We start from the raw sequence: 26,371 nt of genomic DNA, 5'->3' as shown, positions 1-26,371 counted from the left end.
GATGGATGCCCCTGTCGGCTAAGCTAGCTTTGGAAACGGATCGGTCGGCAGCGCCGCGAGCGCAGCGGCGGGCAGCGCGTCGGCCTCCACCAGCGCGGCCGCGCTGGCGAGATCGTCGGCCATGTAACGGTCCGCGGCGAGCGGCGGCACCTGCTCGCGCAATGCGGCGATCACCGCGGCGAGCGGCATGCTGGTCGTGTGCGGCGCGCGCAGCGAGATGCCCTGCGCGGCAACCAGGAGCTCGATGCCGAGGATGGCGGCGAGGTTGCCCGCCATGTCGGACAGCCGGCGCGCAGCATGCGCGGCCATCGAGACGTGATCCTCCTGGTTGGCGCTGGTCGGCGTGGAATCGATCGAGCACGGCAGCGCGCGCTGCTTGTTCTCGGCAAACAACGCGGCCGCCGTCACCTCGGCGATCATGAAGCCGGAATTGATGCCGGGATCGGGCGTCAGGAACGGCGGCAAGCCGAAATTCAGCGCGGGGTCGACCAGCGTCGCGATCCGCCGCTCGCTGATCGCGCCAAGCTCTGACAGCGCGAGCGCGATCTGGTCGGCGGCAAACGCCACCGGCTCGGCGTGGAAATTGCCGCCCGAGACGATCTCGCCGGTCTCGACCAGCACCAGCGGGTTGTCGGTCACCGCATTGGCCTCAACGGTCAGCGTCCGCGCGGCTTGCGCGAGCAGATCGAGCGCGGCGCCTGTGACTTGCGGTTGGCAGCGCAGGCAGTAAGGATCCTGCACGCGCTCATCGCCTTCGAGATGCGATTGCCTGATGTCGCTGCCGTCGAGCAGCGCGGTCAAGGTTGCCGCGGCCGCGATCTGCCCGCCATGCCCGCGCAGCGACTGGATCTCGGGGCGAAATGGCGCGGTCGAAGCCATCGCCGCATCGACCGACAGCGCGCCGGTCACCAGCGCGGCGCGCGCCAAACGCTGCGCGCGCAACAGGCCGTCGATCGCGTACGCCGTCGAGAATTGCGTGCCGTTGATCAGTGCGAGCCCTTCCTTGGGCCCGAGCGTCAGCGGTGTGAGCCCGGCGGCGGTAAGCGCATCGCGGCCCGGCACAATGGTGCCGTCACGCACCGCCTGCCCCTCGCCGATCATGACGGCCGTCATATGCGCCAGCGGCGCTAGATCGCCGGAGGCGCCGACCGAGCCCTGCTGCGGCACCAGCGGATATACGCCATTCGCCAGCATGTCCTGTAGTTGCGCGATGACCTCGGGGCGCACGCCGGACGCTCCGCGCCCGAGCGAGATGATCTTCAAGGCCATCATCAGCCGCACGATCGGCTCAGGCGTTGCCGGCCCCACCCCGCAGCAATGCGACAGGATCAGGTTGCGCTGGAGCAGCGCGGTCTGATCGGGCGCGATCCGCGTCGATGCCAGCTTGCCGAAGCCGGTGTTGATGCCGTAGACGGGCGCGGCGGCGTGCGCGGCCTTTGCCACGATCTGTGCCGCCGCTTCGACGCGCGGCCAGAACGACGGATCGAGCACGATGGCAGCGCCCGCCAGCACACGCGCGAGATCGTCGAGACCGACTGCGCCGGGCGTCACGACAATCGGCGGGGCCGGATCGTTCATTGGCCCCTCCAGACCCGGCGCTGCAGCGGATTGAAGCCGATCCGGTAGACCAGCTCGGCCGGCCGCTCGATGTCCCAGATCGCGAGGTCGCACCATTTGCCGGCCTCTAACGTGCCGGTTTCGGCAAGCAGGCCGAGCGCGCGGGCGCCCTCGCGCGTCACCCCGGTGAGGCATTCGGCGACCGTCATCCGGAACAGCGTCGCGCCCATGTTCATGGCGAGCAGCAGCGAGGTCAGCGGCGAGCTGCCGGGATTGCAGTCGGTCGCCAGCGCCATGCGCACGCCGTGCTTGCGGAACAGCTCGACCGGCGGCTTCTGCGTCTCGCGGATAAAATAGAACGCACCGGGCAGCAGCACCGCGACGGTCCCGGCTTTGGCCATCGCCACAGCGCCGGCTTCGTCGGTGTGCTCGAGATGATCGGCCGACAGCGCCGAGAATTTTGCTGCAAGCGCCGCGCCGCCGAGATTCGATAGCTGATCCGCATGCAGCTTGACGGGGACCCCCAGCGCGGTTGCCGCCTGGAACACGCGCGCGGTCTGCTCCGCGGAAAACGCGATGCCTTCCATGAAGGCGTCGACAGCATCGGCAAGCCCGGCCTTGGCCACCGCGGGCAGCATCTGCTTGCAGACGAGATCGATATAGCGATCCTTGTCGCCGCCGGCTTCAGGCGGCAGCGCGTGCGCGCCGAGAAACGAGGTGCGGATTGCCACCGGCCGCTGGCCGCCCAGGCTGCGCGCGGCCGCAAGCTGCCGCATCTCGGTCTCAGTGTCGAGGCCGTAGCCGGATTTGATCTCGATCGTGGTGACGCCCTCGCCGATCAGCGCATCGAACCGCGGCAGCGCGCCGGCCACGAGCTCGGCCTCGCTCGCCTTGCGGGTTGCGGCAACCGTCGAGACGATGCCGCCGCCGGCACGCGCGATCTCCTCATAGCTTGCGCCCTTCAGCCGCAGCTCGAACTCATGCGCGCGGTTGCCGCCATAAACCAGATGGGTGTGACAGTCGACCAGCCCCGGCGTGATCCAGCGGCCTGCGCAGTCGATCCGCTCGACGGCGTCGGCATCGGCGGAAAAATCCGACTGCGCGCCGGCATAAACGATGCGGCCGCCGCGCGCCGCGATCAGGCCATCCTCGATCTCGCCGAGGTCGGGGCGGTCGGCCCGCATCGTGGCGAGCCGGGCGTTATGCCAGATACGGTCGAAGCGTTCCGCCATGCGATCGTCCCCTCGGCTGGGATGCTTGACTTATATGTCTAGACATATAATCGTGGCGCGGTTCTGTCCAGCCGGCATGGAAAAATGACACGACTGCATTTCGCATCGGCGCTGCTGCCTTCGGGCTGGGCCAATGACGTGCAGCTTGTCCTCAGCGGCGATACGATTGTTTCAGTCGCCGCGGGCGTGGCTCCGGCTGCCGGCGACGAACGCCACCAGCTCGCGGTTCCGGGACTGGCAAGCCTGCACAGCCACGCCTTTCAGCGCGGCATGGCCGGGCTTGCCGAACTGCGCGGCAACACCACCGATACGTTCTGGACCTGGCGCGAGACGATGTATCGCTTTGCGCTGAACATGACGCCGGACGATGTCGCCGCCGTTGCTACGCTGCTCTATGTCGAGATGCTCGAGCAGGGCTTTACCCGCGTCGGCGAGTTTCATTATCTGCACCACGATCGCGACGGCTCGCTCTATGGCAACCCGGCCGAGATGGCCACGCGGATCGCCGAGGCTGCCACGGCATCCGGCATTGCCCTCACCCTGCTGCCGAGCTTCTATGCACACGGCACCTTCGGCGGCGCAGCGCCGCATGCCGGGCAACGTCGCTTCGTCTGCTCGGTCGATCAATTTGCTGCGCTGATGGCGGCCTCGCGCGACGCTATCCGAACCTTGCCGGGCGCAAACATCGGCATCGCGCCGCACAGCCTGCGCGCAGTGGCGCCGGACGAGCTCGCGGCGATCATCCCGCTCGCCGGGGGAGCGCCGATCCACGTCCACGCCGCGGAGCAGGTGCGCGAGGTGGAGGATTGCCTCGCCTGGTCCGGGCAGCGGCCGGTTGAATGGCTGCTCGCACATGCCCCCGTCGACCAGCGCTGGTGCCTGATTCACGCGACCCACATGACGGAGAGCGAGGTCGCGTCGCTCGCCGGCAGTGGCGCAGTCGCGGGCCTTTGCCCGGTGACCGAAGCAAGCCTCGGCGACGGCATCTTTGCCGCCCGCGAGTTCCTCGCCGCCGGCGGCCGGTTCGGCGTCGGCACGGACTCCAATGTCTTGATCGGCGTCGCCGACGAGCTGCGTCAGCTCGAATATGGCCAGCGCCTCAAGCATCGCGAGCGCAACGTGCTCTCGGGCCGACCCGGCGCATCCACCGGCCGCGCGCTGTTCGACCACGCGCTCGCAGGCGGCGCGCAGGCGCTGGCGCAGGCGACGGTTGGACTGCTGCCCGGCGCGCGCGCCGACATCGTCACGCTCGACACGACGCATCCGTCGTTGGCCGGGCGTCGCGGCGATGCTGTTATCGACGGCTGGATCTTTGCGGCCGGCGGCAGCGCGATCGACTGCGTCTGGGCCGGCGGCGACAAGGTGGTCGTGGGCGGGCAGCACAGGCTCCGCGCCAAGGCCCGCGAGCAGTTCAATGCAAGCGTCCGGAGGCTGGTGGCATGAGCCTCACCTCCGAACGGGGCAAAGCTGATGCTGCCGGCAAGCCAACGCTCTACAAGCGAATCCGGCTCGACATCGAGACCCGGATTCTGACCGGCGAATGGCCGCCGGGCCACCGCATTCCGTTCGAACATCAATTGATGACGCGCTATCGCTGCTCGCGCATGACGGTGAACAAGGCGCTGTCGGAGTTGGCGCAAGCCGACCTGATCGAACGGCGGCGGCGCGCCGGCTCATTCGTGCGACGCCCGCAGCATCTGTCGGCGGTGCTGAAAATATCGGACATTCGCGCCGAGATCACCGCGCTCGGCCGCAGCTACGGCTATCAGCTGCTGCATTGCCGGCGGCGCACCGCCACCGCCGCCGACCGCGCCCGGCTCGGGGTGACCAAGGCCGGCAAGGTGGTCGCGATCGCCTGCCGGCACAGCGCCGACAACGTGCCGTTCGCCGTCGAGGACCGGCTGATCGATCTCTCGACTGTGCCGGAAGCGGCTACAGCGGATTTCGCTAAGGAACCGCCGGGATCATGGCTGCTGCATCACGTCCCCTGGACGGAGGCGGAACACACGATCAGCGCCGTCGTTGCCGATGATGATACGGCGAAGGCGCTCGACATCGCCGTCGGCGCGCCCTGCCTCGTGATCGACCGCTACACCTGGCGCAGCGCGCGCACGCTGACCGCGGTGCGGCTGCATTATCCGGGCGACACCCACCGCCTGGTGGCGCGCTTCACCGGAGGCTGACAAGATGTCCCGTGCGGCACAATTCATGCAATGCAGCGTGGACCATCGTCCGCGAAACATGTTCTCATGCGGCAATCCGCCGCGACTGACGTGACGAGATCAACAGGGTTCAATCCAACTTTTGGCAGAGGGTTCGACAATGCGTTCATTCAAGCTATTTCCGGTCATCGCCGCATTGCTGGCGTCCAGCGCCGCGTTCGCCGATGACGTCAAGGTCGGCGTCGGCATCTCGGGCTGGACCGGCTTCGCGCCGCTGACGCTCGCCAAGGAAGCCGGCATCTTCAAGAAGAACGGCCTCGACGTGACGCTGAAGAAGATCCCGCAAAAGGATCGCCATCTCGCGATCGCCTCGGGCGACATCCAGTGCGCCGCCACGACGGTCGAGACCTGGATCTCCTGGAACGCCAACGGCGTTGCGACCAAGCAGATCTTCCAGCTCGACAAGAGTTTTGGCGCCGACGGCATGGCGGTGCGCAACGACGTCGCCGCGATCAAGGATTTGAAGGGCAAGACGGTGGCGGCGTCGGCGCCGGGCACCTCGCCCTACTTCGCGCTGGCTTGGATGCTGAAGAAGAACGGCCTTTCGGTGAAGGACGTCACCGTCGTGAACCTGGAGCCGGCCGCCGCCGCGCAGGCGTTCGTCTCCGGCCAGAACGATGCCGCGATGACTTACGAGCCTTATCTGTCGACGGTGCGCAATGCGCCCGACAAGGGCAAGATCATCGCCACCACGCTCGACTATCCGATGGTGATGGATACGTTCGGCTGCACGCCAAAATTCCTGACCGACAATCCGAAGGCGGCCCAGGCGCTGGCCAATAGCTATTTCGAGGCGCTCGACATGATCGCCAAGGACCACGCCAAGGCCTACGAGATCATGGGCGCCGACGTAAAACAGTCCGGCGAGCAGTTCGGCAACTCGGCAAAGTATCTGCGCTGGCAGGACAAGGCCGCGAACCAGAAATTCTTCGCCAGCGAGTTCCTCACCTTCAACAAGGAGGCCGCGGAGCTGCTGCTCGAGGTCGGCATCATCAAGGCGGCGCCGAAGATCGACGACATCTACGACGCCAGCTTCATCAAGTAACGCCGCCCTCCGTTGCAGCCGGTCCCGCCTCCTTGCAGGCCGGGACCGGCGCATGAATACGCCTGGACAGATATTGTGATGCGTCCGCTTGATCCCGTGACATCGAAGCAGCGCGCAGCCTATGGCTTCGCGTTCTTCGTGCTGTTCGTCGCCCTCTGGTCGTGGGCGACGTTCGGCGGCCATGTCTCGAAGACCTTCCTCGCCAATCCCCTGACCATGGTGCAGGAAGGCTATGACCTGCTCGCCAAGCACGGCTTTCTGTACGACATCGGGATGACGATCTGGCGCGTCGTCGGCGGCTTTGCGCTGGCCGCCGTGATCGCGGTGCCTCTCGGCGTGCTGATGGGCGCCTACAAGCCGATCGAGGCGTTTCTCGAACCGTTCGTGTCCTTTGCCCGCTATCTGCCGGCATCCGCCTTCATCCCGCTGCTGATCCTGTGGGCGGGCATCGGCGAGATGCAGAAGCTGCTGGTGATCTTCATCGGCGCGGTGTTCCAGATCATCCTGATGATCGCGGTGACCGTCGGCGCCACAAGGCGCGATCTGGTCGAGGCGGCCTACACGCTCGGCGCCAGCGACCGCGGCATCATCCGCCGCGTGCTGCTGCCCTCCGCAGCCCCGGAGATTGCCGAGATCCTCCGCCTGGTGCTCGGCTGGGCCTGGACCTATGTGATCGTCGCCGAGCTGATCGGCTCGTCGTCGGGCATCGGGCACATGATCACCGACAGCCAGGCGCTGCTCAACACCGGCCAGATCATCTTCGGCATCATCGTGATCGGGCTGATCGGGCTGATCTCGGATTTCCTGTTCAAGGCGTTCAACGCCTGGCTGTTTCCGTGGAAGCTCGCATGACCGCGCTCAGGATCGACCAGGTATCGCGCACCTTCCCGGCCCGCGCCGGCCACGCGCCGACCAGGGCACTGGAGCCGACGACCCTCGATGTCGGCGACAACGACTTCGTCACCATTCTCGGCCCCTCCGGCTGCGGAAAATCCACCCTGCTCCGCATCGTCGCCGGGCTCGACCGGCCGACCAGCGGCCGCGTCACGCTCGACGGGCGCGAGGTGAAGGGTCCCGGCGCCGATCGCGGCATGGTGTTTCAGTCCTATACGCTGTTTCCCTGGCTCACCGTGCGGGAGAACATCGCCTTCGGCCTGCGTGAGCGCGGCGTTGCGCAAGCCGAGCGCAACAACATCGCCGACGCCCTCATTCGCCAGGTCGGACTATCGGGCTTCGAAAATCACTGGCCCAAGCAGCTGTCGGGCGGCATGCAGCAGCGCACGGCGATTGCGCGCGCGTTGGCCAATGATCCAAAGATCCTGCTGCTCGACGAGCCCTTCGGCGCGCTCGATAACCAGACCCGGGCGCTGATGCAGGAGATGCTGCTCGGCATCTGGGAGCGCGACCAGAAGACCGTGCTGTTCGTCACCCACGACATCGAGGAGGCGATCTTCCTCGGCAGCCGGGTGATCGTGATGAGCGCCCGTCCCGGCCGGATCAAGGCCGAGATCGTCGTCGATCTCCCGCATCCGCGCTCCTACAAGATCAAGACGACGCCCGAATTCGTGCAGCTGAAGGAGCGGCTGGTCGAGGAAATTCGCACCGAGGCGCTGAAGGTCGCCGAGCAGGCGTAACCGAGCGCGCAGCGGGCGGCCTATTTCTTCAGTTCCGTGTAGAGTTGCATCACCCGCTGCGGCAGCACGTCGATGCGCGGCACGCGAAGCGCGTAGCGTTCGCCGAAGATGCGGCCGAGCTGCGGATAGTGGCCGCCGCCGATGCCGAACGCGAAGATGTCCATGCCACGGCGCCGCAGCTGCTGGGCGGCGCGCCGCGCGTCCTCGGTGAGATATTGCGGGTCCGGCACGTCGATATCCGACGGCTCGCCGTCGGTCAGCACCAGCAGCACCTTGCGGAACGCACGGCGCTGCACGAGATAGCTGCCGGCGTGGCGCAACGCGGCGCCGAGCCGCGTCGAATGGCTGCTGCCGAGCCCGGCAAGCCGCGAGCGCACCACGGCGTCCATCGGCTCGTCAAAGCCCTTGATGCGCAGATAGCGCACGCGCTCGCGGCCGTCGGAATTGAAGCCGTGCACGGCGATCGCGTCCCTGGCGGTCTCGACCGCCGCCGCCATGATCGCCGCCGCCTTGCGCTCGACATCGAGCACGGTTCGCCCCGCGCGGTCGCGATCGGCGGTCGAGTGCGACAGATCCAGCAGCAGCAGAAACGCGAGGTCGCGCGGCCCCGGCGCATCGCGCTGGTAGACCCTGGGCTCGCTGACATGACCGGCACGCCGCTCGATCGTGCGCGCGACCGCAGCATCGATATCGAGCGCATCACCCTCACGCTGGCCCTTTTGACGGAGGCGACGGCCAATCGACGCATCGCGGGTCAGCCGCGTGATGCTGCGCAGCGCCTCGCTCTCGGCCGGCAGCTCGAGCGGCTTTGCCGATGCCACGGCATCGGCCTCCAGAATGGTAGTCCAGTCTATCCGCTCGGTGTTCGCGGCATAGTCCCATTCCGGATAGGTCGCGACCGGTATCCCGTCCAGCAATGTCGTTACGCTGGCCCGCGCGCGCAGTGTCTCGTCCGGCCTCGCGGTCTCATCCGTCGAGCGACCGCCCGCCTCCTCGCGCCGCTCGATCCGCACCGAATCGACCGCGAGCTCGATCGTCTCCGTCGGCGCGTCCGGCGCGTCCGGCGCGTCGCCGAAATCCCACAGCGCGAGATTGTCGTCGCGGTAGGCGGGCTCGACGACATAGCTCTTGGCGTTGAACTGCAGCCGCATCTGCCCGATGTCGTTGCCGAGCAGGCCGCCGATCTCGCGGCTGATCGCGGGATCGGTCCAGCGCTCGGAGGCGGCCGCAAACAGCGTCCGTCCCTTGGCCACCCAGGCGTCGCCATCCTGATAGTCGGGATCGATCAGTGCCCGCGCCAGCCGCGTCATCAGCCCCGCCGCGGTCGCCTGGCCGGACGGCACCGCGGTGTGAAATGGCAGCCACAGCCAGCGCAGGCCGGGCATCTCGCGCAGCGCCAGCGTCTCGACCCTGGCGTCCTCGATCAGCGACACCAGCGCGAGCTGCAGCGCCTTCAGCCGGCCGACTGGAAAGCGGACGGTCGAATGCACGAGATGCGCGCCGGCGTGCGCAACCGCCGCGAGGTAGATTGCATCCGCCCGCGCGCCCTCGAAGCCGGGAAACGTCTCGGGCAAGCCGATCAGGCCGACCGCGAGCGAGGTCCGGCGCGGCACCGACGTCGGCGCAATCGCAAGCTTGCGGAAGCGCGGCTTCCTGTTCCACAGCGCGACCATCGTTGCCGCGAGGCGCTTCTCCAGCCGCGCAAAATCATCACCGGTGCGGCCCAACGCCAACAGGCGTGCCGAGAGCGCGTCGTCGAGCCCGAAATAGGCCCGTCGCTGCGCCGCGCGGCCGCCGCTCGCCCGCAAACCGGCCGACACCCAGGCTGAAAAGCCTTCAGCGCCGGCGTGCCCCAACAGCTGCTCGAGCCGGTTGATCGCAAGACCCACGGATTCCGGCCCCATATCTGCGAGCTGGCAAAGTGCGGCGAGGACGGTCGTCACCTCATTTGCGCCCGCGAGCCGAGGCAGCACCTTTGACAATTCGGTCAGCGCCGCATGGGCGATGCGGCTTCCGGCGCTGCGGCCGATGTCGGTGACGGCGCGTCCGATGGCGAGCAGATCGTGGGCCGAACGCTGCGCCGGCCAGTGCTCCGACAACCGCAGAAAGCTCAGGACCACGGCCTCGCCGAGATTGGCTTCGAACAGCCCGCGCACGGCGACGTCCCAGATCGCGATCCGGCTGGCGAACTCGGGGCGGCGCTCCAGGGCCGCGCGCGTCGTCTGCGCGGCCGAGCCGATATCATCGTGTCCGCGCAGCAGCTCCGCCAGCCGGCGGCTGGAACGGAAGTTTTCCAGTGAGCTGACATGCGCGACCGCCACCCGCCCTACCTCCGTATTAGGCGCAGGCCGAGATCACGTCGCGCAACGTGTTCCTGGTGTCCGCATCATCGGTCAGGGGAACTACGATCGTGGTCTCGCAGGCCTTGTCGAGGCTGATGCCGTATCCGATCAGCCGGCCGGCATTGACCAGCATGCGGGTCGACGCGCCCTCGTCGAGGCCCTGGCCCTTCAAATTGCGGCTGTGCGAGGCGATCTTCACCAAGAGATCGGCGATCTCGGGTTCGATGCCGGCCTCGCGCGAGACCACCTCCACTTCCGCCGAGCGGTCGGGATAATCGAAGTCGAGCGCCGCAAAACGCTGCTTGGTGGATTCCTTGAGGTCCTTGATCGCGCTCTGGTAGCCGGGATTGTAGGAGATCACGAGCTGGAAGTCGGAATGGGCGTGGATCAGCTCGCCGCGCTTTTCCAGTGGCAGGACGCGACGGTCGTCGGTCAGCGGATGGATCACGACGGTGGTGTCCTGGCGCGCCTCGACGATCTCGTCCAGATAGCAGATCGCGCCGAGCCGCACCGCCGTCGTGAGCGGCCCGTCGCTCCACACCGTACCCTCAGCGTCGAGCAGCCAGCGTCCGACCAGATCGGCCGCCGTCATGTCCTCGTGGCACGCCACCGTGATGAGCGGGCGGCCGAGCCGCCACGCCATGTATTCGATGAACCGGGTCTTGCCGCAGCCGGTCGGCCCCTTCAGCATCACCGGCATGCGGCTGGCATAGGCGGCGCCGAACAGTTCGACCTCGTCCCTGAGTGGCCGATAGTATGGCTCGTCCAGGATGCGATACTGATCGAGCAGAAGTGCGGGATTGGTCAAAGCTCACGCCTCCCGTGATCGCGCAGCCGGCCATTCGCAATCGGTCGACATCACGATGCGAGCAGCTCCTTGAGCCTGGAATCGATGAAGGCGACGTCGACCGGATTGGTGCCGGGACCGCCGGCGAAATGCCCCCAGATCGACGGCACCGGCACCAACTTGGCGTTCGGCATGTTCGCGACCTCGAACTCGCTGTCCTCCGGTGGGAAATACAGATCGGTCTGTCCCGGCATGACATATGTCTTGGCCTTGATGGCGCCGAGCGCGGCCTTGAAATCGCGCTTGTAGATCTCGTTGTCGCTGATATCGCCGTTCTGCCAGGTCCACAGCATGGTGAGCAGGTTGTTCGGATCCTTCGGCAGGAAGAAGCCTTCCCAGAACGCCACCAGAAAATCCTCCAGCGACGAAAAGCCGAGCGTCTTGATGTCGAGCTGCTCGCGATAGAAGGCCTGCGAAAAGCCCCAGCCGGCATAGACGCGCGCGGCGGCGCGCAGACCGCGGGCCGGCTTGTCGGTGTACCAGCCCTCTTTCCATGCGGCGTCCGCGGTCAGCGCCGCCTTGACACCTTCGAGGAACACAAAGTTGTGCCGCGAGCATTTGGCCGAGCCGCAGAACGGCGCCAGCAGGTCCATCATGTCAGGATAGAGCGCGCCCCAGTGGAAGGTCTGCAAGGCCCCCATCGACCATCCGACCACCAGGCGAATCTGCTTGATGGCGAACTTCTCGGTCAGCAGCCGATGCTGGGCGCGCACATTGTCGTAGGCCGTCACCTGCGGAAAGCGCGGCCCGTTATAGGGCTCCGGCGTGTTGCTCGGCGACGACGACAGGCCGTTGCCGAACATGTTGGGGATGATGATGAAGTATTTTGCGGGATCGAGCGCCATGCCCGCGCCGATCAGCCACTCATTGTCGTAGTGCTGGCCGGAATACCAGGTCGGATAGACGATCACGTTGTCCTTGGCCGCATTGAGCTGCCCGAAGGTCTTGTAGGCGAGCTTGCAGTCGCGGATGGTCGCGCCGCGCTGCAAGACGACGTTGCCGAGCTCGTGGATCTGATAGTCGACACTCATTGGTGCACCCTTCTTGTCTGATCGAGATCGTCGCTTATGCGGGACGGGCTACCTTCTCCGTGGCGGACTCCACGCGTGCGATCGCCCCGTACACGATGCCGGCGACCACGGCCGCGGAGATCGCGGTGGACAAGCCCGGCATCAGGTTTTCAACGGCAAAGGCGCACAGCGACCCGATGCCCCAGGCGATGAACGGCTTCGCCCGCCAGTCCGCCTCCGCGCGCGCCTCGGCCCGCAACACATATTGATCGACCAGTATGATGGCACCGATCGGCGGCACGAGGATGCCGAGCAGCGACAGCCACTGGATGAAGAACGCCCAGACGTTCCCCGCGGCGACCACGATGCCGATCGCGCCGAGCACCACCGCCATCAGCCGCATGTTGGTTCCGAGGATGCGCGACCAGCCGGTGGCCGCATTGTACAGACAGTGCGAGCAGACCGAGCCGAGATTGGCATAGAGGAAGATGAACGCCAGAATACTGAGCCATGTGAGCTGCTTGCCGTTCATGTAACCGAACATGTTGTCGACGCCGAACGGGTTGGCGTTCGGCACGGCGAGCGCCGCCGTCATCACGCCGCCAACCAGCATCGCCACCAGATTGGCAAACGGAAACGCGTTGAACGTAGCGAACAGCGAGGCCCGCGCGCCCCGCGCCCAGCGGTTGAAGTCCGCGGTCACCGTGCCGGCGTCGATGAACAGCGCCAGCACCACCGTGAGACCGACCCCCATCGACATGCTGGCGACGCCATTATTGCCGGCATAGCCGAAGATCGCCGCGGCCGTCGTGGTGGACGCCGCATCAGCAGCGACCCAGACGCCGAGCAGGACGAACAGCGGCACCGACGCCAGCCCGATATAGTGCAATCCCTTCACCCCGACGAAGGTGATCCCGATATAGAGCACGCCGGCGACGATGGTCATCGCCACATAGTTGAGGCCGTAGGTCGAGGAGATCAACGCGCCCGTGATGCCGGTCTGCACCGCATACCAGCCGAGCAACAGCGTCGACAGCAGGCCCGACGCCAGCACATAGCCCTTTTTTCCGAACACGATGCTCGCGATCAGTGCGAAGTTCATGCCGCGCCGCGTGCCGATCAGGCCGAGCGCGCCGACATAGGCGAACATGATCAAATTGCCGACGATCATCGCAACCAGCGCATTCTTGAATCCCATGCCGAGCACCAGGATCGATCCGGTCATCGCGCCGGTGATGATCATCGGAAAGCCCAGCCACACCATCGTCACCGAGAAGGCGCTGCGCCGGGCGCTCATCGGCACCGGCTCGTGCTCGAATTCATGGCCGAGAAGATCGTCGATCTGTCCCTCGGCCTGGTGAACCAGCCCGCTATTCGATTGACCGCTCATGAAATCCCCCTGTTTCCTCCGCGAGGAAGTGTCCGCCGCATCGAACCACGCCGGCGCGAAACGTCGCGCCGGCGCCGATCGTCGATGTCGCCTAGCGATGGGCGACCTTCTGGTTCGGGATGCCCTCGATCGGGCATTCATCCGTCCCGACGGTCGGACGCGTCATGGCCTCGACCATTTCCCGCGTTCCTTCGGGATCGGTGATCCAGTTCTTGTAGAACGTGTAAGGACAGACCGCGTGGCCGCGATCGCCGTCGCCGGAGTTGATCAGGCCGGTATAGCCGCGGTGCATCAGCTTGAAGAGATGGTTCTGCGACTGCATGGTGCGGCGGGCATCGCGGATCAGCGACACCGACATCTGCGCATACTGGATGCCGTTCTCCTCGGTGCCGCATTCGCCGAGGGTGCGGCCGTCGAAGCCGATCAGCGCCGAATGGCCGAAGTAGGAATAGACGCCGTCGAAGCCGGAGGCGTTGGCGACCGCGACATAGCAGTTGTTGGCCCAGGCCATCGACTTCGAGATCTGGATCTGCTGCTCCTTGGCCGGGTACATGTAGCCCTGGCAGCGAATGATCAGCTCGGCGCCGCGCATCGCGCAGTCGCGCCAGATCTCCGGATAGTTGCCGTCGTCGCAGATGATCAGGCTGATCTTCAGCCCCTTCGGCCCGTCCGAGACATAGGTGCAATCGCCGGGATACCAGCCTTCGATCGGCACCCAGGGCATGATCTTGCGATACTTCTGCACGATCTCGCCCTTGTCGTTCATCAGGATCAGCGTGTTGTACGGCGCCTTGTTGGGGTGCTCCTCGTGGCGCTCGCCGGTCAGCGAGAACACGCCCCAGACCCGCGCCTTGCGGCAGGCGTCCGCGAAGATCCGCGTCTCCTCGCCCGGCACCGACGACGCCGTCTCGTACATCTCCTTGGAGTCGTACATGATGCCGTGGGTCGAATATTCCGGGAAAATCACGAGGTCCATGCCCGGCAGGCCGAGCTTCATGCCCTCGATCATCTTGGCGATGTTGCGCGCATTATCCAGCACCTCGGCCTTGGTGTGCAGACGCGGCATCTTGTAATTGACCACGGCAACGCCGACCGTGTCCTTGCTGCTCGATATGTCTCCATGCAACATGTTTCGTCTCCCTTTCGTGAACGATAAAGCCGGCTACACCGCCATGTGCAGCTGGATCAGATCATCGGTGAGCTCACCGATTTCGCCCTTGGCGACGACGCGCCCCTTCTCCAGCAGCGCGAAGCGGTGCGACGCACGCCGCGCGAAGGCGACATTCTGCTCGACGAGGATCACGGTGATCTTGTGCTCGCGATTGAGTTTCACGATCACGTCCTCGATCTGCTCGACGATGTTCGGCTGGATGCCTTCGGTCGGCTCGTCCAGCAGGATGACCTTGGGCTGGGCGAGCAGCGCCCGCGCGATCGCAAGCTGCTGCTGCTGGCCGCCGGACAGGTTGCCGCCGTAGCGGTTGAGAAACTCCTTGAGCACCGGAAACAGCTCCAGCACCCAATCCTCGATGCCGTTGGCCTGGCGCGCGGCGAAGGTGCCGAGCGTGAGATTCTCACGCACCGTGAAGCGCGGCAGGATACCGCGGCCCTGCGGCACATAGGCGATGCCCGCCTTGGCGCGCTGGTAGGTGCGCAAGGCCGAGATGTCGGCGCCGTCGAGCGACAGCCGGCCGGTGACCCGGTCCATCAGGCCGAGAATGCTGCGCATCAACGTGGTCTTGCCGACGCCGTTGCGGCCGAGCACCGCGAGGAATTCGCCGCCGCCGACCATCAGATTGATGCCCTGCAGGGCGCGGCTGTTGCCATAGAAGGCGTCGATGTCGGTGAGCTCAAGCATGGCTGATGCCTCCCGACCCGAGATAGGCGCGGCGCACCTCGGGATGCGCCTCGACTTCGGCCGCGGTGCCTTCGGCCAGCATCTGGCCCATATGCATCACCGAGATGATGTCGCCGATCGCCTTGACGAAGCCCATGTCGTGCTCGACCACGATCAGCGTGTGCTTGCCCTTCAGCCGCGCGAACAGCTCGGCGGTCTTGCGGGTTTCCTGCGCGGTCATGCCGGCTGTGGGCTCGTCCATCAGGATCAGCTCGGCGTCCTGGGCGACCAGCATTCCGATCTCCAGCCACTGGGTCTGGCCGTGCGAGAGATAGGCGGCGGGACGGTCGAGCTGCTCGGTGAGTCCGACCAGCTCGGCGAGCCGTTCGATATGTTCGCGCCCGGAATTTCTGACGTCCCAGCGCAGATTGCCGATCACGCTGGTGCGCCGCGCCCGCGCCACTTCGAGATTCTCGTTGACGGTGAGCTCGCGAAACACGCTCGGCACCTGGAACTTGCGGCCGACGCCGGTGCGCGCGATCTCGTATTCCTCGAGATCCTGCAGCGCCGTGCCGGCAAACGTGACCGTGCCGGCGCTCGGCTTGACCTTGCCGCAGATGATGTCGAGCGCCGTGGTCTTGCCGGCGCCGTTGGGGCCGATCAGGCAGCGCAGCTCGCCCTTGCGCACGCTCATCTTGAGGCCGTTGAGCGCCTTGAAGCCGTTGAAGCTGACCGAGATGTCCTGCAGATCGAGGTGGGCGGTCATGTGCTGCCCTCCGTCTGGCCGACGCCTTGCGCAACGCCCCCGCCGGCAGCGTGCCTGCGCTGCACGATCCAGCGCCAGACCACCTGCGCGAGACCGGCGAGTCCCTTCGGGAGGAACAGCACCACGAGCACGAACAGCGCGCCCATCACCAGCGTCCAGGTTTCCAGGAACGCCGCGGACTCCGACAGCGCGCCCTGCATGCCCGCCACCAGCACGGCGCCGAGGAACGCGCCGACCAGGCTCTGCCGTCCCCCGACCGCGCACCACACCACGACCGACAGCGACAGCTGCACGCCGAGGAAGGTCGGCGAGGCGAACTCCATCACCACCGTGTAGAGCATGCCGGCGAGCCCGGCGATCGCCGCCGACAGCGCGAACACGAAGATCTGGTACAGCGCGACGTCGTAGCCGAAATAGCGCACCCGGCTCTCGTGATCGCGGATCGCCTGCACGATCAGGCCGGCCCGGCTCCTGGTGAAAGCAAAGGCGACCAGCAGGCTGAGCGCGACACATCCGGCCACCAGGTAATAGGTGGCGCGGCCATAGGCATCGAAGGCGACGCCGAGGATTTCGAGCTGGGCGAGATCGGTGATGCCGTTGAAGCCGCCGGTGTAGCTCTGCTGGTCGATGATCACGAGATTGATCACCACCATCGTAGCGAGCGTGATGATCGAGACATAGACGCCGGTGACGCGGCCGCGGAACATGAACCAGCCGAGCGCCGCCGCAACCAGCGCCGGCACGATCATGCCCGCGGCGATCGCAAAGCTCAGCGAGCGGAACGGCACCCAGAACCAGGGCAGCGCCTGCACGTTGTTCCAGACCATGAAGTCCGGCAGGCCGCTCGCGCCGGTATGCACCGGGATGGTCTTGAGCTTCAGCGCCATCGCCATCGCGTAGGAGCCGAGCCCGAAGCTCATGGCCTGGCCGAGGTTGAGGATGCCGCCGAATCCCCAGGACAGGCCGAGCGAGATGGTGAGGATGCCGAGCACCAGATAGCGCGCGACCTTGTTGAGCAGGAAATCATTATTGAGCAGCACCGGCAGCAAAAACACCAGCACGCAGACGATGAGCAGCGGTGCGAGCTGCGCCGTGAGACGCTGCAATCCGTTGGAGGTGGACACGTTCAATGACATTGACTGGCGATCTCAGGCACGCACGCGCGCGGTAAAGAGCCCCTCGGGGCGGAAGCGGATCAGCACGATGATGGCGAGCAGCACCAGCGCCTTGGCCACCGTGTCGTTCTGCAGGAAGGCGATGCCGCCGGAGAGCTCGCCGAGGATGAAGGCACTCGCCACCGTGCCGGCGAGGCTCTGCACGCCGCCGAGCACGACCACCATGAAGGCGTCGACCACATAGCCGGTGCCCATGTCCGGCGACACGCTCTTGAGCGGCGACACCAGCGCGCCGGCGAGACCTGCGAGCCCGGCGCCATACGCAAAGGTCAGCGCATAGACCCGCTTGGCGTTGACGCCGAACGAGGCCGCGACCGAGCGATCCTGGATGATAGCGCGCAGCTTCATGCCGACGGTGGTGCGGTTCATCAGCAGCCAGGTCGCGCCGAACAGCGCGATCGACACCAGGAACAGGAACACCCGATACGACGACACCGACAGGCCGAACACCTCCATGCTGCCGGACAGCGCCGGCGGCAGTTGCACGTAGCGCAGCTCGCTGCCGACCATCAGTCGCACCGCCTGTTGCAGCATGATGCCGACGCCCCAAGTCGCGAGGATCGTGTCGAGCGGCCGGTTGTTGAGCAGGCTGAGGACGAAGCGTTCGATCACCCAGCCGAACGCCGCCACCACGAGAAAGATCGGCACCAGGCTCGCGAGCAGGCCGAGCCCGAGATAGGTGTGAAACACCCAGGCCGCGTAAGCGCCGAGCATCACGAACTCGCCATGGGCGAGATTGATGATGCCCATCGAGCCGTAGATGATCGAGAGCCCCAGCGCCACCAGCAGCAGGATCGATCCGATGCTGAGGCCGGTGATGATCTGTTCGATGAATTGATCCACGCCGGAATCCGTTCTTCAGAGTGAGTCTCGCCGTGCTCGCCCTTGCAGGTGCAGCAAGGAGCAAGGCAGTCAGTGTCGCCAGATGCCGGCCGCCGGCGCCGCACGCCGACGGCCGTAGTTGCCCCCGTCGTCAGCTCTTCTCGACCAGGCCCTTCTCGGTGCAGGACTGCCCGGGATAGGCCGCGTACGGTACCGGCTTCAGCCACTCCTTGGCCTCGACGAGGATTTCGAACTGGCCGTTCGACTTGGCTTGCGCGATCTTCGGCCACAGCCAGGTGTGCAGATTCTCGGGCTCGAGCCGGACCTTGCCTTGCGGCGCGATGGTCTCCTGTCCCTTCACGGCGTCGCGGATGTTCGGCGGCGTGAGGTCGCTGGTCGCGAGCTTCTCGACCGCCTGCTTGAACAGATAGGTCTGGAAGTAGCAGGCCTCCGACACGAAATGCGTCACCTTGTCGGCGCCCCAGCGCTTCTTGTAGGCCTCGACGAACTTCTGGTTCTCCGGCGATTTGTGAACCATGAAATACGGCGCCGAGGTGAAGTGGCCGGCGGCGGCCTCGCCGCCCATCGCCGCGACCTCGTTCTCCGAGGTGGTCAGGCTCGCCATCGGCATCTTCTCGGGATCGAGACCGGCGGCGCGATACTGCCGATGCAGCGCGACCACGGAGTCACCGACCACGGTGGAGAAGATCACGTTCGGCTGCGTCGAACGCATCTTGTTGATGACCGAGGAGAATTCGGAATGGCCGAGCGGCACGTACTCCTCGGCGACGACCTCTCCGCCGTACTTCTCCAGGAGCTTCTTGCAGTAGTTGTTCTCTTCCTTCGGATAGATGTAGTTGGAGCCGATCAAATAGAACTTCTTGCCGAACTTCTTGATCAGCCAGGGCACGAACTCGTCCTGCTGCTGGTTCGGCACCGCGCCGGTGTAGATCACGTTCTTCGAGCACTCGCGGCCCTCGTAGAGCGTCGGATACCAATAGAGATTGTTCTGCCGCTCGAACACCGGCAGCACCGCCTTGCGGCTCGCCGAAGTGTAGGAGCCGAACACGCTGACGCATTTGTCGCCGACCACGAGCTTGCGCGCCTTTTCGGAGAAGGTGGCCGGATCGGAGGCGGGATCCTCCACGATCGGCACGATCTTGCTGCCTTTGATGCCGCCCGCGGCGTTGATTTCCTCGATCGCCAGCAGCGTCGCCTTGTTGAGCGATTCCTCGATGATCGCGGTGGTGCCGGTCAGCGAGAACAGCACGCCGACCTTGATCTCGCCGCCGGCGGCGTAAGCAAGATCGGCATTCTTGATCCAGATGTGCGGAAAGCCCGCGCCCGCCAACGCACCAAACGCCGCCGTATTTCTTAGTAACCTCCGCCTCGTAATGCTCATCCCTGGCTCCCTTCAGGACTGAAAAAACAAAAAGCCCTCCCGATGCGCGCTTACGCGAGCATTGGGAGGGCTTTGTTGCCGGTTGTGTCGATGGCGGCGCTGTCGCCGCCGGCCCCGCTATTGGGGCTTACTGTTGATGATCGTAGCCAAGCAGTTCGAACGAGTCAACAATCGCCGCGGCGACCGCGCTCGCCGACACGCGGCGATCCATCGCCTGCCGCCGGATGAAACCATAGGCTTCGGTTTCCGGCATCTGCCGCGTCGCCATCAGGATCGCCTTGGCGCGTTCCACCGTGCGCATCGAGCGCAGATTGTCGTCGAGCTTCTCGATCTTGCTGCGCAGCCGCCGCTCATAGCCATATTGGCTGCGCGCCAGCACGAGGCTCGACAGCACCGCATTCGGCGTGAACGGCCGCGGCAGGATCGCGTTCGGCGTCGCATGACACAGCGCGTCGGCGTGAATGGCCTCCGTCACCGGCAGGATGACGACCAGCGCCGAACGCGCATCGCCGGGAATCCACGGCAAGCGGCGCGCGAGATCCGGCGAATATTCGCAATACACCACGTCGGCATCGGCCGGCACGCTTTCCGGCATCGGCCAGACCTGGCGGACGCGCATCCGGAAGCGCTGCAATTCACGCAGCAACATGCCGATCTGATCATCCACCGGAGCGACCACCACGGCCGACAAGTCGGCAAGCTCCTGCACCATGGTCTTCCGACCGGACATCTCCCGGCTGGCGGACGGCTTGCGCGACATCTCGTTCATTGGACGCTTCCTGTTTGCGTTGCGCGACCATATCCGATCAGGAACGGATCCGCATGCACCGGCTCCTTCGACTGACGGACGACGTCGAACTGGCCATGATGGTTGGCACGCCCGATCCGGGTCCACAAGTCGGTATGGCCCGACATCGGGTTGACGGTGACCGCGCCCTGCGGCGCCTCGAAGCTCGAGCCGAACACCATCGAGCGCAGCACTTCGGTGTCGAGCGTGTTGACCTGCTCCAGCGCTTTGGCAAACAGCCGCAGCTGAAAATACGAGGCCTCGGCGCACATGTTGGTCGAGACGCTGTCGCCGAACCGCTTCTTGAAGCGCTGCACGAACGCCTGGTTGGCGCTGCCCTCGACACCCTGGAAGTAGGAGGCAGCCGTGATGTGCCCCTCGCCGACGTCGAATCCCATTGCCGCGATTTCGGCCTCCGTCGTGGTCAGGCTCGCGATCGGCATCTGCTTCGGATCGAGCCCGACATTGGCGTAGGCCTGGTAGAGGAAGACGGTGCCCTCCCCGACCACGGTGGAGAAGATCACGTCGGGCCGGACACGCTTGATGTCCTGGATGATCGGCAAAAAGTCCTGCCAGCGCGCGTAGACATTGACATAACGCTCGCCGACCACCGAGCCGCCATTGGCCTTGAGCAATTCGCGCATCACGCGGTTGGACTCGCGCGGATAGATGTAATCCGAGCCGACGAAATAGAACCGCGTCCCGAACGTATCCATCAAGTAACGGCAAAGCGCGAGACTGTTCTGGTTCGGCGAGGCCCCGGTGTAGATCACGTTCGGCGACGCCTCGAAGCCCTCGTAGAGCGTCGGATACCAGAGCAGGCCATTCAGTCGTTCGACCACCGGCAGCACCGCCTTGCGGCTCGACGAGGTGTAGCAGCCGAAAATGGTGTTGACCTGATCCTCGATCATCAGCCGCTTGGCGTAATGGCCATAGGCCGACGAATCCGAACCCGGGTCATAGGCGACAGGAACAAGTTCACGTCCGCAGACCCCGCCGGCTTCATTGACCTCCTCGATCGCGAGTTGCGTCCCCTGATACTGGGTCTCCTCGATGACCGACATGAAGCCGGTTCGCGAGAACAGCACCCCGATCCGCCATGGCGCGGACGTCGTTTGGTTAAGGTTCGACATGATCAAGCCCTCGACAGAGCTGGAGGGACGAGAGCGATTATTGTTGTTCTGGCTCTCGACAGGATTGCCGGCCGCGGAGAATTGCACGCCGCCTGCCGTCAGACAAGGACCGAACGATGGGCATTCATGGCGAAATCGGCGGCAGAGGAGGCGCTGGCGGTGGAAGACGATGGCTGCGGCGGTTTCCCGGGAGTAACCGAGACTGTCTTTAGATTAACGCGTGTATTGCGCGGAAACGAGCACAGCTCGCATGGAATGCGCGCGCTTGAGTTGCAAATGACTCTTCAAGCAGCCATCCGGCGCCGTCTGTTCTCAGACATAGTTTTCGAACGCCGCCCGCTCCTCCGGCGTCAGATGCAGGCCATGCTTGGTGCGGCGCTCGAGAAAGTCTGCCGGCCTCGTTGCCCATTCGGTCTCGCGGAGATAGATCGCCTCGCGCTCATAGAAGGCGCCGCCGAAATGACGTCCGAGATCGACGGAGGCGCCGGGCGGCCCCAGCAGCTGGCGCGCACGCGTACCGTAGAGGCGCGCATAATGCTGGATCAGCTTGAGCGGAAGCGCGGGATAGTCGCGCGTCAGTCCGCTGACAAAATCACCAAACGTGCCGCCGACATCGCCACCCGGCAGTGGACGCCTTGCGGTCCAGGCCGAGGCCATCGCCGGAAACCACGGCCCGAGGCGCTGCAACGCCTGCTCCGCCAGGCGGCGATAGGTCGTGATCTTGCCGCCGAAGATCGAGAGCAGCGGCGGCGTGTCCTGCGCGCCGTGCACCTCGAACACATAGTCGCGGGTCACCGCAGAGGGATTATCGGCATTGTCGTCGTAGAGCGGCCGAACGCCCGAGAACGCATGAATGATCTCGTTCGCCTGCGGCGGCGTTCGAAAATAGCGGCGCAACACCTCTAGCAGATAGGTGGTCTCGTCCTCGTCGATCGTGACGTCCTCGGCCCGTCCGTCATAGGGAATGTCTGTGGTGCCGATCAGTGCGAGGTCGTCTTCATAGGGATTGACGAAGATGACGCGCCGATCGCTGTTCTGCAGCAGATAGGCCTGCGGCCCGGTCCAGAATTTCGGCACTACGATGTGGCTGCCCTTGACCAGCCGTACGCTCTGCGCGGAGTTTTGTCCGGCCACGCCCTGCACGACATCCTGAACCCAGGGCCCCGCGGCATTGACCAGAGCGCGCGCCCGCACCATCTGCGTCCGGCCATCTTCACCCTGCAACTCGAGCAACCACACGGCGCCGTCGCGGCGCGCGCGCACCGCCCGGGTACGCGGGAGGATGCTGGCGCCGCGCTGTGCGGCATCGATCAGGTTGAGGATCACGAGCCTCGCATCATCGACCCAGCAGTCCGAATATTCGAAGCCACGGCGGAATTCCGGATGCAGCGGCGCGCCTTCCGGGGCGCGCGCCAAATCGAGGCTGCGGCTTGCGGGCAGTTGCTTGCGGCCGCCGAGATGGTCGTAGAGTAGCAGCCCGGTGCGGAGCAGCCAGGCCGGCCGCTGCTCCGGCGAATGCGGCAGCACGAAGCGCATCGGCCAGATGATGTGCGGCGCGGACGCCAGCAGGACCTCGCGCTCGATCAACGCCTCGCGCACCAGGCGAAACTCGTAATACTCGAGATAGCGCAGGCCGCCATGGATAAGCTTGCCCGAGCGCGACGAGGTGCCCTCGGCAAAGTCGTCCTTCTCGCACAGCAGAACCTTCAGCCCGCGGCCGGCGGCATCGCGGGCGATGCCGGCCCCGTTGATGCCGCCACCGATGACCGCGATATCGACCAGCCCGTGATCACCGCCGGCGGCCGGCGCAGAACCCGTCATCGCCTGCCGCTGCGCCGTTTCTCGGCGCGGCGCGGCGCCGCCTTTGCCGTCGCGCGGGACTTGGCCGGCTTCGGCGTCTGCAGGCCGTAGGTCGAAAACCCCTTCGCCGTCTCGGCGATCTCGTCGTCGGTCAGGATGACGCGCGAGTCGAGCGCCAGCGAGAGATAATACTGGCGTGCGATGGTCTCGAGCTCGACGGCAAGCCACATCGCCTTGTCGAGGTTGGCGCCGAGCGCGATCATGCCGTGATTGGCGAGCAGGCAGCCGTTGCGGCCTTCGAGGGCGGCGATGGCATGGTCGGACAATTCCTTGGTGCCGAAGCGCGCGTAGCCGGCGCAGCGGATATCGGTGCCGCCGAACGCCGCCATCATGTAGTGGCAGGCCGGGATCGGCTTGCGCGCGATCGCAAGCACAGTCGCGTAAGTCGAATGGGTGTGGACGATGGCGCCGACATCGGGCCGGGCCCGCGTGATGTCGAGATGAAAGCGCCATTCGGTCGACGGCTGCAGCGGCCCGTCCCACTCGCCATAGTCGCGTTCCAGCGGCATCGACGCGATCATCTCCGGCTTCATTGAGTCATAGGGCGTCGCAGACGGCGTGATCAGCATCCGGTCCTTGTAGCGGGCGGAGATGTTGCCTGATGTCCCCTGGTTGAGACCCGACGCGTTCATCCATCGGCACTTGGCAATGATCGCCTCGCGCAATTGTCGTTCCTCTCGGGTCATACGGCCTGCCTTTCCTCTTCAGCACGGATTGAGTGGCGGCTCGCCGGCCAGGAAGCGGCGAACCTCTTCGGCCGCCTGCTCGGCGGCGACGGTGACGGTGCGCACGGAGGCGCCGGCGATGTGCGGCGTCAGCGTGACGTTGGGAAGCCGCAACAGCGGCCAGTCGGGCGGCACCGGCTCCACCGCGAACGTATCGAGCATGGCGCCGCCGAGGTGACCGCTCACGAGCGCATCGTGCAGCGCCTCGTAATCGACCAGCGGGCCGCGCGCGGTATTGATCAGGAAGGCCCCTCGCTTGATCCGCGCCAGCTCGTCGCGTCCGATGAAGCGGGTGGTCTCCGGCGTGACCCGCGCGTGCAGCGTGACGACGTCGGCGCGGCCGAGCAATTCGCCGAGCGCGACATGCTCGACACCGTCGTTGCGGTCCTGGGTGCTGATCTGGACATAGGGATCGGCGACGAGAATCTTGCAGCCGAACGCCTTGAGCAGCTTCACCACGCGGCTGCCGATCGCGCCGTAGCCGACGATCCCGACCGTCATCTCACCGAGCTCACGGCCGGTGCGGTCGGCGCGATAGAGATCGCCGCGCCACTCGCCCGCGCGCAATGCCTCGTGGCCGCTGCGGATCAGGCGGGTCTCGGCGAGGATGGCGCCGATGGTGAACTCCGCCACCGCGCTGGCGTTGCGGCCCGGCGTGTTGACCACCAGCACGTTATGATCGCGCGCCGCCTGCATGTCGATGTTGACGGGGCCTCCGCGCGACACCGCGATGAATTTCAGCCTCGGCAGCCGCTCCAGCATCGACCGCGAGATCGGCGCGAGGTGGGTGACCAGCAGTTCGGCATCGCCGATGAAGGCCGCGATCTCGTCCGGCTGTCCCATGAATTCCTTGAGGCCGTCGAGCTTGCTGCCGGCGTAGCCGTGCTCCATCGGCTCGTCCGGCCAGGGTTGCTCGAGCACTCGAATGTCGACGCCGTTGCCGCAGGCCTCGGTGATGTGCTCGGCGAACACCGACGGCAGCATGAAACGGTCGCCGACGATGGCGATGGACTTAGACATGATCGCCTCCGGCACGCAACGCGGCGAGTTGCTTCCAGACCGGCCGCGACGCCAGCCTTGCATCGAGATAGGTCGGGAACATGCGCTCGTAGCGTTCCGCCAGCGCAGCATCGGACTGCTGCGGCGCGCTGAGATGCGGCGCGACCCAGTGCTCGGCGCATGCGGTCATATCCGGATAGACGCCGGTCGCCACCGCCGCGATCATCGCAGCTCCCGCAGCGCCCGCCTCGCCGCGGCTGCAGAGCCGGACATCGCAATTCAGCGCTGCGCCAAGGATGGCACCGAGCGCGCGGCTGCGTGCCGCACCGCCGGTGATGCGCACATCACGCGGCAACGCGCCCATCGCGGCGTAGCAATCACGCGCGGCGAACGCGAGCCCCTCCATCACGCCACGCATCAGATCGCCATAGCGATGGCGCGAGCGCAGCCCGAGAAACTGCGCGCACGCCTCGTGCGAGACGAACGGGCCGCGCTCGCCGGCGTCGGAAATGAACGGGTGGAACAGCACCTCGCCCGGCCTCGCCTGCAGCACCTGGTCGTCGAGCCGGCGGATCAAATCGGCTCGCGCGCGCGTGACGCCCTCGGTCGCCAGCACGTCGAGCGCCAGATCGAGCAGCCAGTCGATGTTCAGCGTCGCCGCCATGTTGGACTGCATCTGGGCGTAATGGCCCGCGACCGGGAACGGCATCGTGTAGCCGGTCGCCTCGGGATTGAGCGTCACCTCATCCGCGCTGCGGACCAGCCGCATATGCATGCCGGTCGACCCGATGATGCTGCAGCCGACGTCCGGTGCCGGGTCGTACAGGCCGGCACCAAGCGCGGTGCAGATCACGTCGACATAGCCGAGACAGACCGGCACGCCCTCGGGCAGTCCGGTCTCCAGCGCCGCTGCCGCCGTCAGCGGATGCGTCGCCACCGCGCCGTCGACCACTTGCGGGAACAACCGCATCAGGTCGGCGATACCGATCAGCCGCGCGGTCTCGGCGTCGAAATTGCGCTCGCGGAAATTGCCGCTGGTGAAGGTCGCTTCCGACGGGTCGGTGGCGCGCTCGCCGGTCAGCAGGAAATAGAGCCAGTCCTTGCAATGAAAGGCGGTGGTCGCGCGCGCGATCGTGTCCGGCACGTGCGCCTGCAGCCAGGCCAGCTGCGGCCCCTGCTGGCAGGCATTGAGCCCGGAGCCGGTGCGGCGATAGAGCGCCGCGTTGCGGTCGCCGGCGCGGACCTCCTCGACCAGGCGACCGGCGCGGGAATCGAGCCACAGCAACGCCGGCGCGACCGGCCGGCCGTCATCATCGATCAACCAGGTGCCGTCGCCCTGCCCGGTCACCGCGATCGCCGCGAGGCGCGCCGACAATTCAGGCACAGCATTCGCGAGGCCGCGGATGACCGCGACGGTATCGCGCCAGGTCCGCGCCATATCCTGCTCGACATGGCCGCCGGACAAGGTGGTGTAGGCATTCGGCAGCGAGACGTCGGCCAACTGCCGGCCGTCCAGCGTGAACGCCACCGCCTTGATCAGCGATGTGCCGGCATCGATGCCGATGATGACGTCACGGGCGGCAGCCATG

At 65.9% G+C, this 26,371-nt stretch carries 23 protein-coding genes; 5 read left to right on the top strand and 18 right to left on the bottom strand.

Translation table 11 applies throughout. The annotated features are described in order from the left end of the window. Positions 1 to 18 precede the first annotated feature (18 nt). Both hutH and hutI read right to left on the bottom strand, forming a co-directional pair. Positions 19 to 1,578 (bottom strand): histidine ammonia-lyase, encoded by a 1,560-nt coding sequence (hutH, locus tag CI41S_RS01080; RefSeq protein WP_139857048.1) that lies wholly within the window; start codon positions 1,576 to 1,578, stop codon positions 19 to 21. Continuing rightward, positions 1,575 to 2,789, bottom strand: a complete 1,215-nt coding sequence (hutI, locus tag CI41S_RS01075; RefSeq protein WP_139857047.1) for an imidazolonepropionase — start codon at positions 2,787 to 2,789, stop codon at positions 1,575 to 1,577. Before hutI ends, hutH begins: the two co-directional genes overlap by 4 nt. An 84-nt stretch (positions 2,790 to 2,873) precedes the next feature. Between hutI and CI41S_RS01070 the strand changes: the two genes are divergently transcribed. The 5 genes from CI41S_RS01070 to CI41S_RS01050 all read left to right on the top strand — a co-directional run bounded on the left by CI41S_RS01070 (position 2,874) and on the right by CI41S_RS01050 (position 7,690). Then, a complete protein-coding gene (locus CI41S_RS01070; protein ID WP_139857046.1) occupies positions 2,874 to 4,232 on the top strand; it encodes a formimidoylglutamate deiminase in 1,359 nt (452 codons plus the stop codon). Next, positions 4,229 to 4,972 (top strand): histidine utilization transcriptional repressor HutC, encoded by a 744-nt coding sequence (gene hutC / locus CI41S_RS01065; protein ID WP_139857045.1) that lies wholly within the window; start codon positions 4,229 to 4,231, stop codon positions 4,970 to 4,972. The genes CI41S_RS01070 and hutC overlap by 4 nt, the downstream gene beginning before the upstream one ends. Positions 4,973 to 5,111: 139 nt before the next feature. After that, positions 5,112 to 6,056 (top strand): ABC transporter substrate-binding protein, encoded by a 945-nt coding sequence (locus CI41S_RS01060; RefSeq protein WP_139857044.1) that lies wholly within the window; start codon positions 5,112 to 5,114, stop codon positions 6,054 to 6,056. A 78-nt stretch (positions 6,057 to 6,134) separates the two neighbouring features. Further along, on the top strand, positions 6,135 to 6,908 hold the full coding sequence (locus tag CI41S_RS01055; protein ID WP_139482562.1) for an ABC transporter permease: 774 nt from the start codon (positions 6,135 to 6,137) through the stop codon (positions 6,906 to 6,908). Beyond that, complete coding sequence (locus tag CI41S_RS01050; protein WP_172626856.1) at positions 6,905 to 7,690, top strand: ABC transporter ATP-binding protein; 786 nt, start codon at positions 6,905 to 6,907, stop codon at positions 7,688 to 7,690. Before CI41S_RS01055 ends, CI41S_RS01050 begins: the two co-directional genes overlap by 4 nt. Positions 7,691 to 7,710: 20 nt before the next feature. Here the strand turns inward: CI41S_RS01050 and CI41S_RS01045 are convergent, their stop codons facing one another. The 16 genes from CI41S_RS01045 to CI41S_RS00970 all read right to left on the bottom strand — a co-directional run bounded on the left by CI41S_RS01045 (position 7,711) and on the right by CI41S_RS00970 (position 26,370). Then, positions 7,711 to 10,011, bottom strand: coding sequence for a nitric oxide reductase activation protein NorD (locus CI41S_RS01045; RefSeq protein WP_139857043.1), 2,301 nt, complete (start codon positions 10,009 to 10,011; stop codon positions 7,711 to 7,713). A gap of 16 nt (positions 10,012 to 10,027) precedes the next feature. Continuing rightward, positions 10,028 to 10,840: a CbbQ/NirQ/NorQ/GpvN family protein gene (locus tag CI41S_RS01040; protein WP_139857042.1), complete on the bottom strand. Its 813-nt coding sequence runs from the start codon at positions 10,838 to 10,840 to the stop codon at positions 10,028 to 10,030. 50 nt (positions 10,841 to 10,890) lie between these two features. Further along, positions 10,891 to 11,910, bottom strand: coding sequence for an alpha/beta fold hydrolase (locus CI41S_RS01035; RefSeq protein ID WP_139857041.1), 1,020 nt, complete (start codon positions 11,908 to 11,910; stop codon positions 10,891 to 10,893). A gap of 34 nt (positions 11,911 to 11,944) precedes the next feature. Next, positions 11,945 to 13,279 (bottom strand): purine-cytosine permease family protein, encoded by a 1,335-nt coding sequence (locus CI41S_RS01030; RefSeq protein ID WP_139857040.1) that lies wholly within the window; start codon positions 13,277 to 13,279, stop codon positions 11,945 to 11,947. 91 nt (positions 13,280 to 13,370) lie between these two features. After that, complete coding sequence (locus tag CI41S_RS01025) at positions 13,371 to 14,408, bottom strand: aliphatic amidase (protein WP_139857039.1); 1,038 nt, start codon at positions 14,406 to 14,408, stop codon at positions 13,371 to 13,373. Between the two features lie 33 nt (positions 14,409 to 14,441). Next, a complete protein-coding gene (gene urtE, locus CI41S_RS01020; protein ID WP_139482555.1) occupies positions 14,442 to 15,134 on the bottom strand; it encodes an urea ABC transporter ATP-binding subunit UrtE in 693 nt (230 codons plus the stop codon). Then, entirely contained in the window at positions 15,127 to 15,879 is a 753-nt protein-coding gene (urtD, locus tag CI41S_RS01015; protein WP_139857038.1) for an urea ABC transporter ATP-binding protein UrtD, read from the bottom strand. The genes urtE and urtD overlap by 8 nt, the downstream gene beginning before the upstream one ends. Further along, positions 15,876 to 17,015, bottom strand: coding sequence for an urea ABC transporter permease subunit UrtC (urtC, locus tag CI41S_RS01010; RefSeq protein WP_139857037.1), 1,140 nt, complete (start codon positions 17,013 to 17,015; stop codon positions 15,876 to 15,878). Before urtC ends, urtD begins: the two co-directional genes overlap by 4 nt. Positions 17,016 to 17,027: 12 nt before the next feature. Then, positions 17,028 to 17,897, bottom strand: a complete 870-nt coding sequence (gene urtB / locus CI41S_RS01005; RefSeq protein WP_139482552.1) for an urea ABC transporter permease subunit UrtB — start codon at positions 17,895 to 17,897, stop codon at positions 17,028 to 17,030. A gap of 130 nt (positions 17,898 to 18,027) precedes the next feature. Continuing rightward, positions 18,028 to 19,278: a transporter substrate-binding domain-containing protein gene (locus tag CI41S_RS01000; RefSeq protein WP_139857036.1), complete on the bottom strand. Its 1,251-nt coding sequence runs from the start codon at positions 19,276 to 19,278 to the stop codon at positions 18,028 to 18,030. Between the two features lie 127 nt (positions 19,279 to 19,405). Then, on the bottom strand, positions 19,406 to 20,047 hold the full coding sequence (locus tag CI41S_RS00995) for an ANTAR domain-containing response regulator (RefSeq protein ID WP_139857035.1): 642 nt from the start codon (positions 20,045 to 20,047) through the stop codon (positions 19,406 to 19,408). Beyond that, positions 20,044 to 21,198 carry a transporter substrate-binding domain-containing protein gene (locus tag CI41S_RS00990; RefSeq protein ID WP_210242619.1) on the bottom strand — a complete coding sequence of 385 codons (1,155 nt, stop codon included), beginning with the start codon at positions 21,196 to 21,198 and terminating at the stop codon, positions 20,044 to 20,046. Before CI41S_RS00990 ends, CI41S_RS00995 begins: the two co-directional genes overlap by 4 nt. Before the next feature lie 312 nt (positions 21,199 to 21,510). Continuing rightward, the gene (locus CI41S_RS00985) at positions 21,511 to 23,019 is read right to left on the bottom strand and encodes a glycerol-3-phosphate dehydrogenase (protein WP_139857034.1); all 1,509 of its coding nucleotides are present in this window, start codon (positions 23,017 to 23,019) and stop codon (positions 21,511 to 21,513) included. Further along, positions 23,016 to 23,744 (bottom strand): class II aldolase/adducin family protein, encoded by a 729-nt coding sequence (locus tag CI41S_RS00980; protein WP_172627870.1) that lies wholly within the window; start codon positions 23,742 to 23,744, stop codon positions 23,016 to 23,018. Before CI41S_RS00980 ends, CI41S_RS00985 begins: the two co-directional genes overlap by 4 nt. Before the next feature lie 18 nt (positions 23,745 to 23,762). Beyond that, positions 23,763 to 24,803 carry a 2-hydroxyacid dehydrogenase gene (locus CI41S_RS00975; protein ID WP_139857033.1) on the bottom strand — a complete coding sequence of 347 codons (1,041 nt, stop codon included), beginning with the start codon at positions 24,801 to 24,803 and terminating at the stop codon, positions 23,763 to 23,765. Beyond that, positions 24,796 to 26,370 (bottom strand): FGGY-family carbohydrate kinase, encoded by a 1,575-nt coding sequence (locus CI41S_RS00970; protein ID WP_139857032.1) that lies wholly within the window; start codon positions 26,368 to 26,370, stop codon positions 24,796 to 24,798. The genes CI41S_RS00975 and CI41S_RS00970 overlap by 8 nt, the downstream gene beginning before the upstream one ends. Between the last annotated feature and the right edge of the window lies 1 nt (position 26,371).

Source organism: Bradyrhizobium ivorense (assembly GCF_900696085.1).
GTDB lineage: Bacteria > Pseudomonadota > Alphaproteobacteria > Rhizobiales > Xanthobacteraceae > Bradyrhizobium > Bradyrhizobium ivorense.
This window is presented reverse-complemented; position numbering and strand designations above follow the sequence as displayed.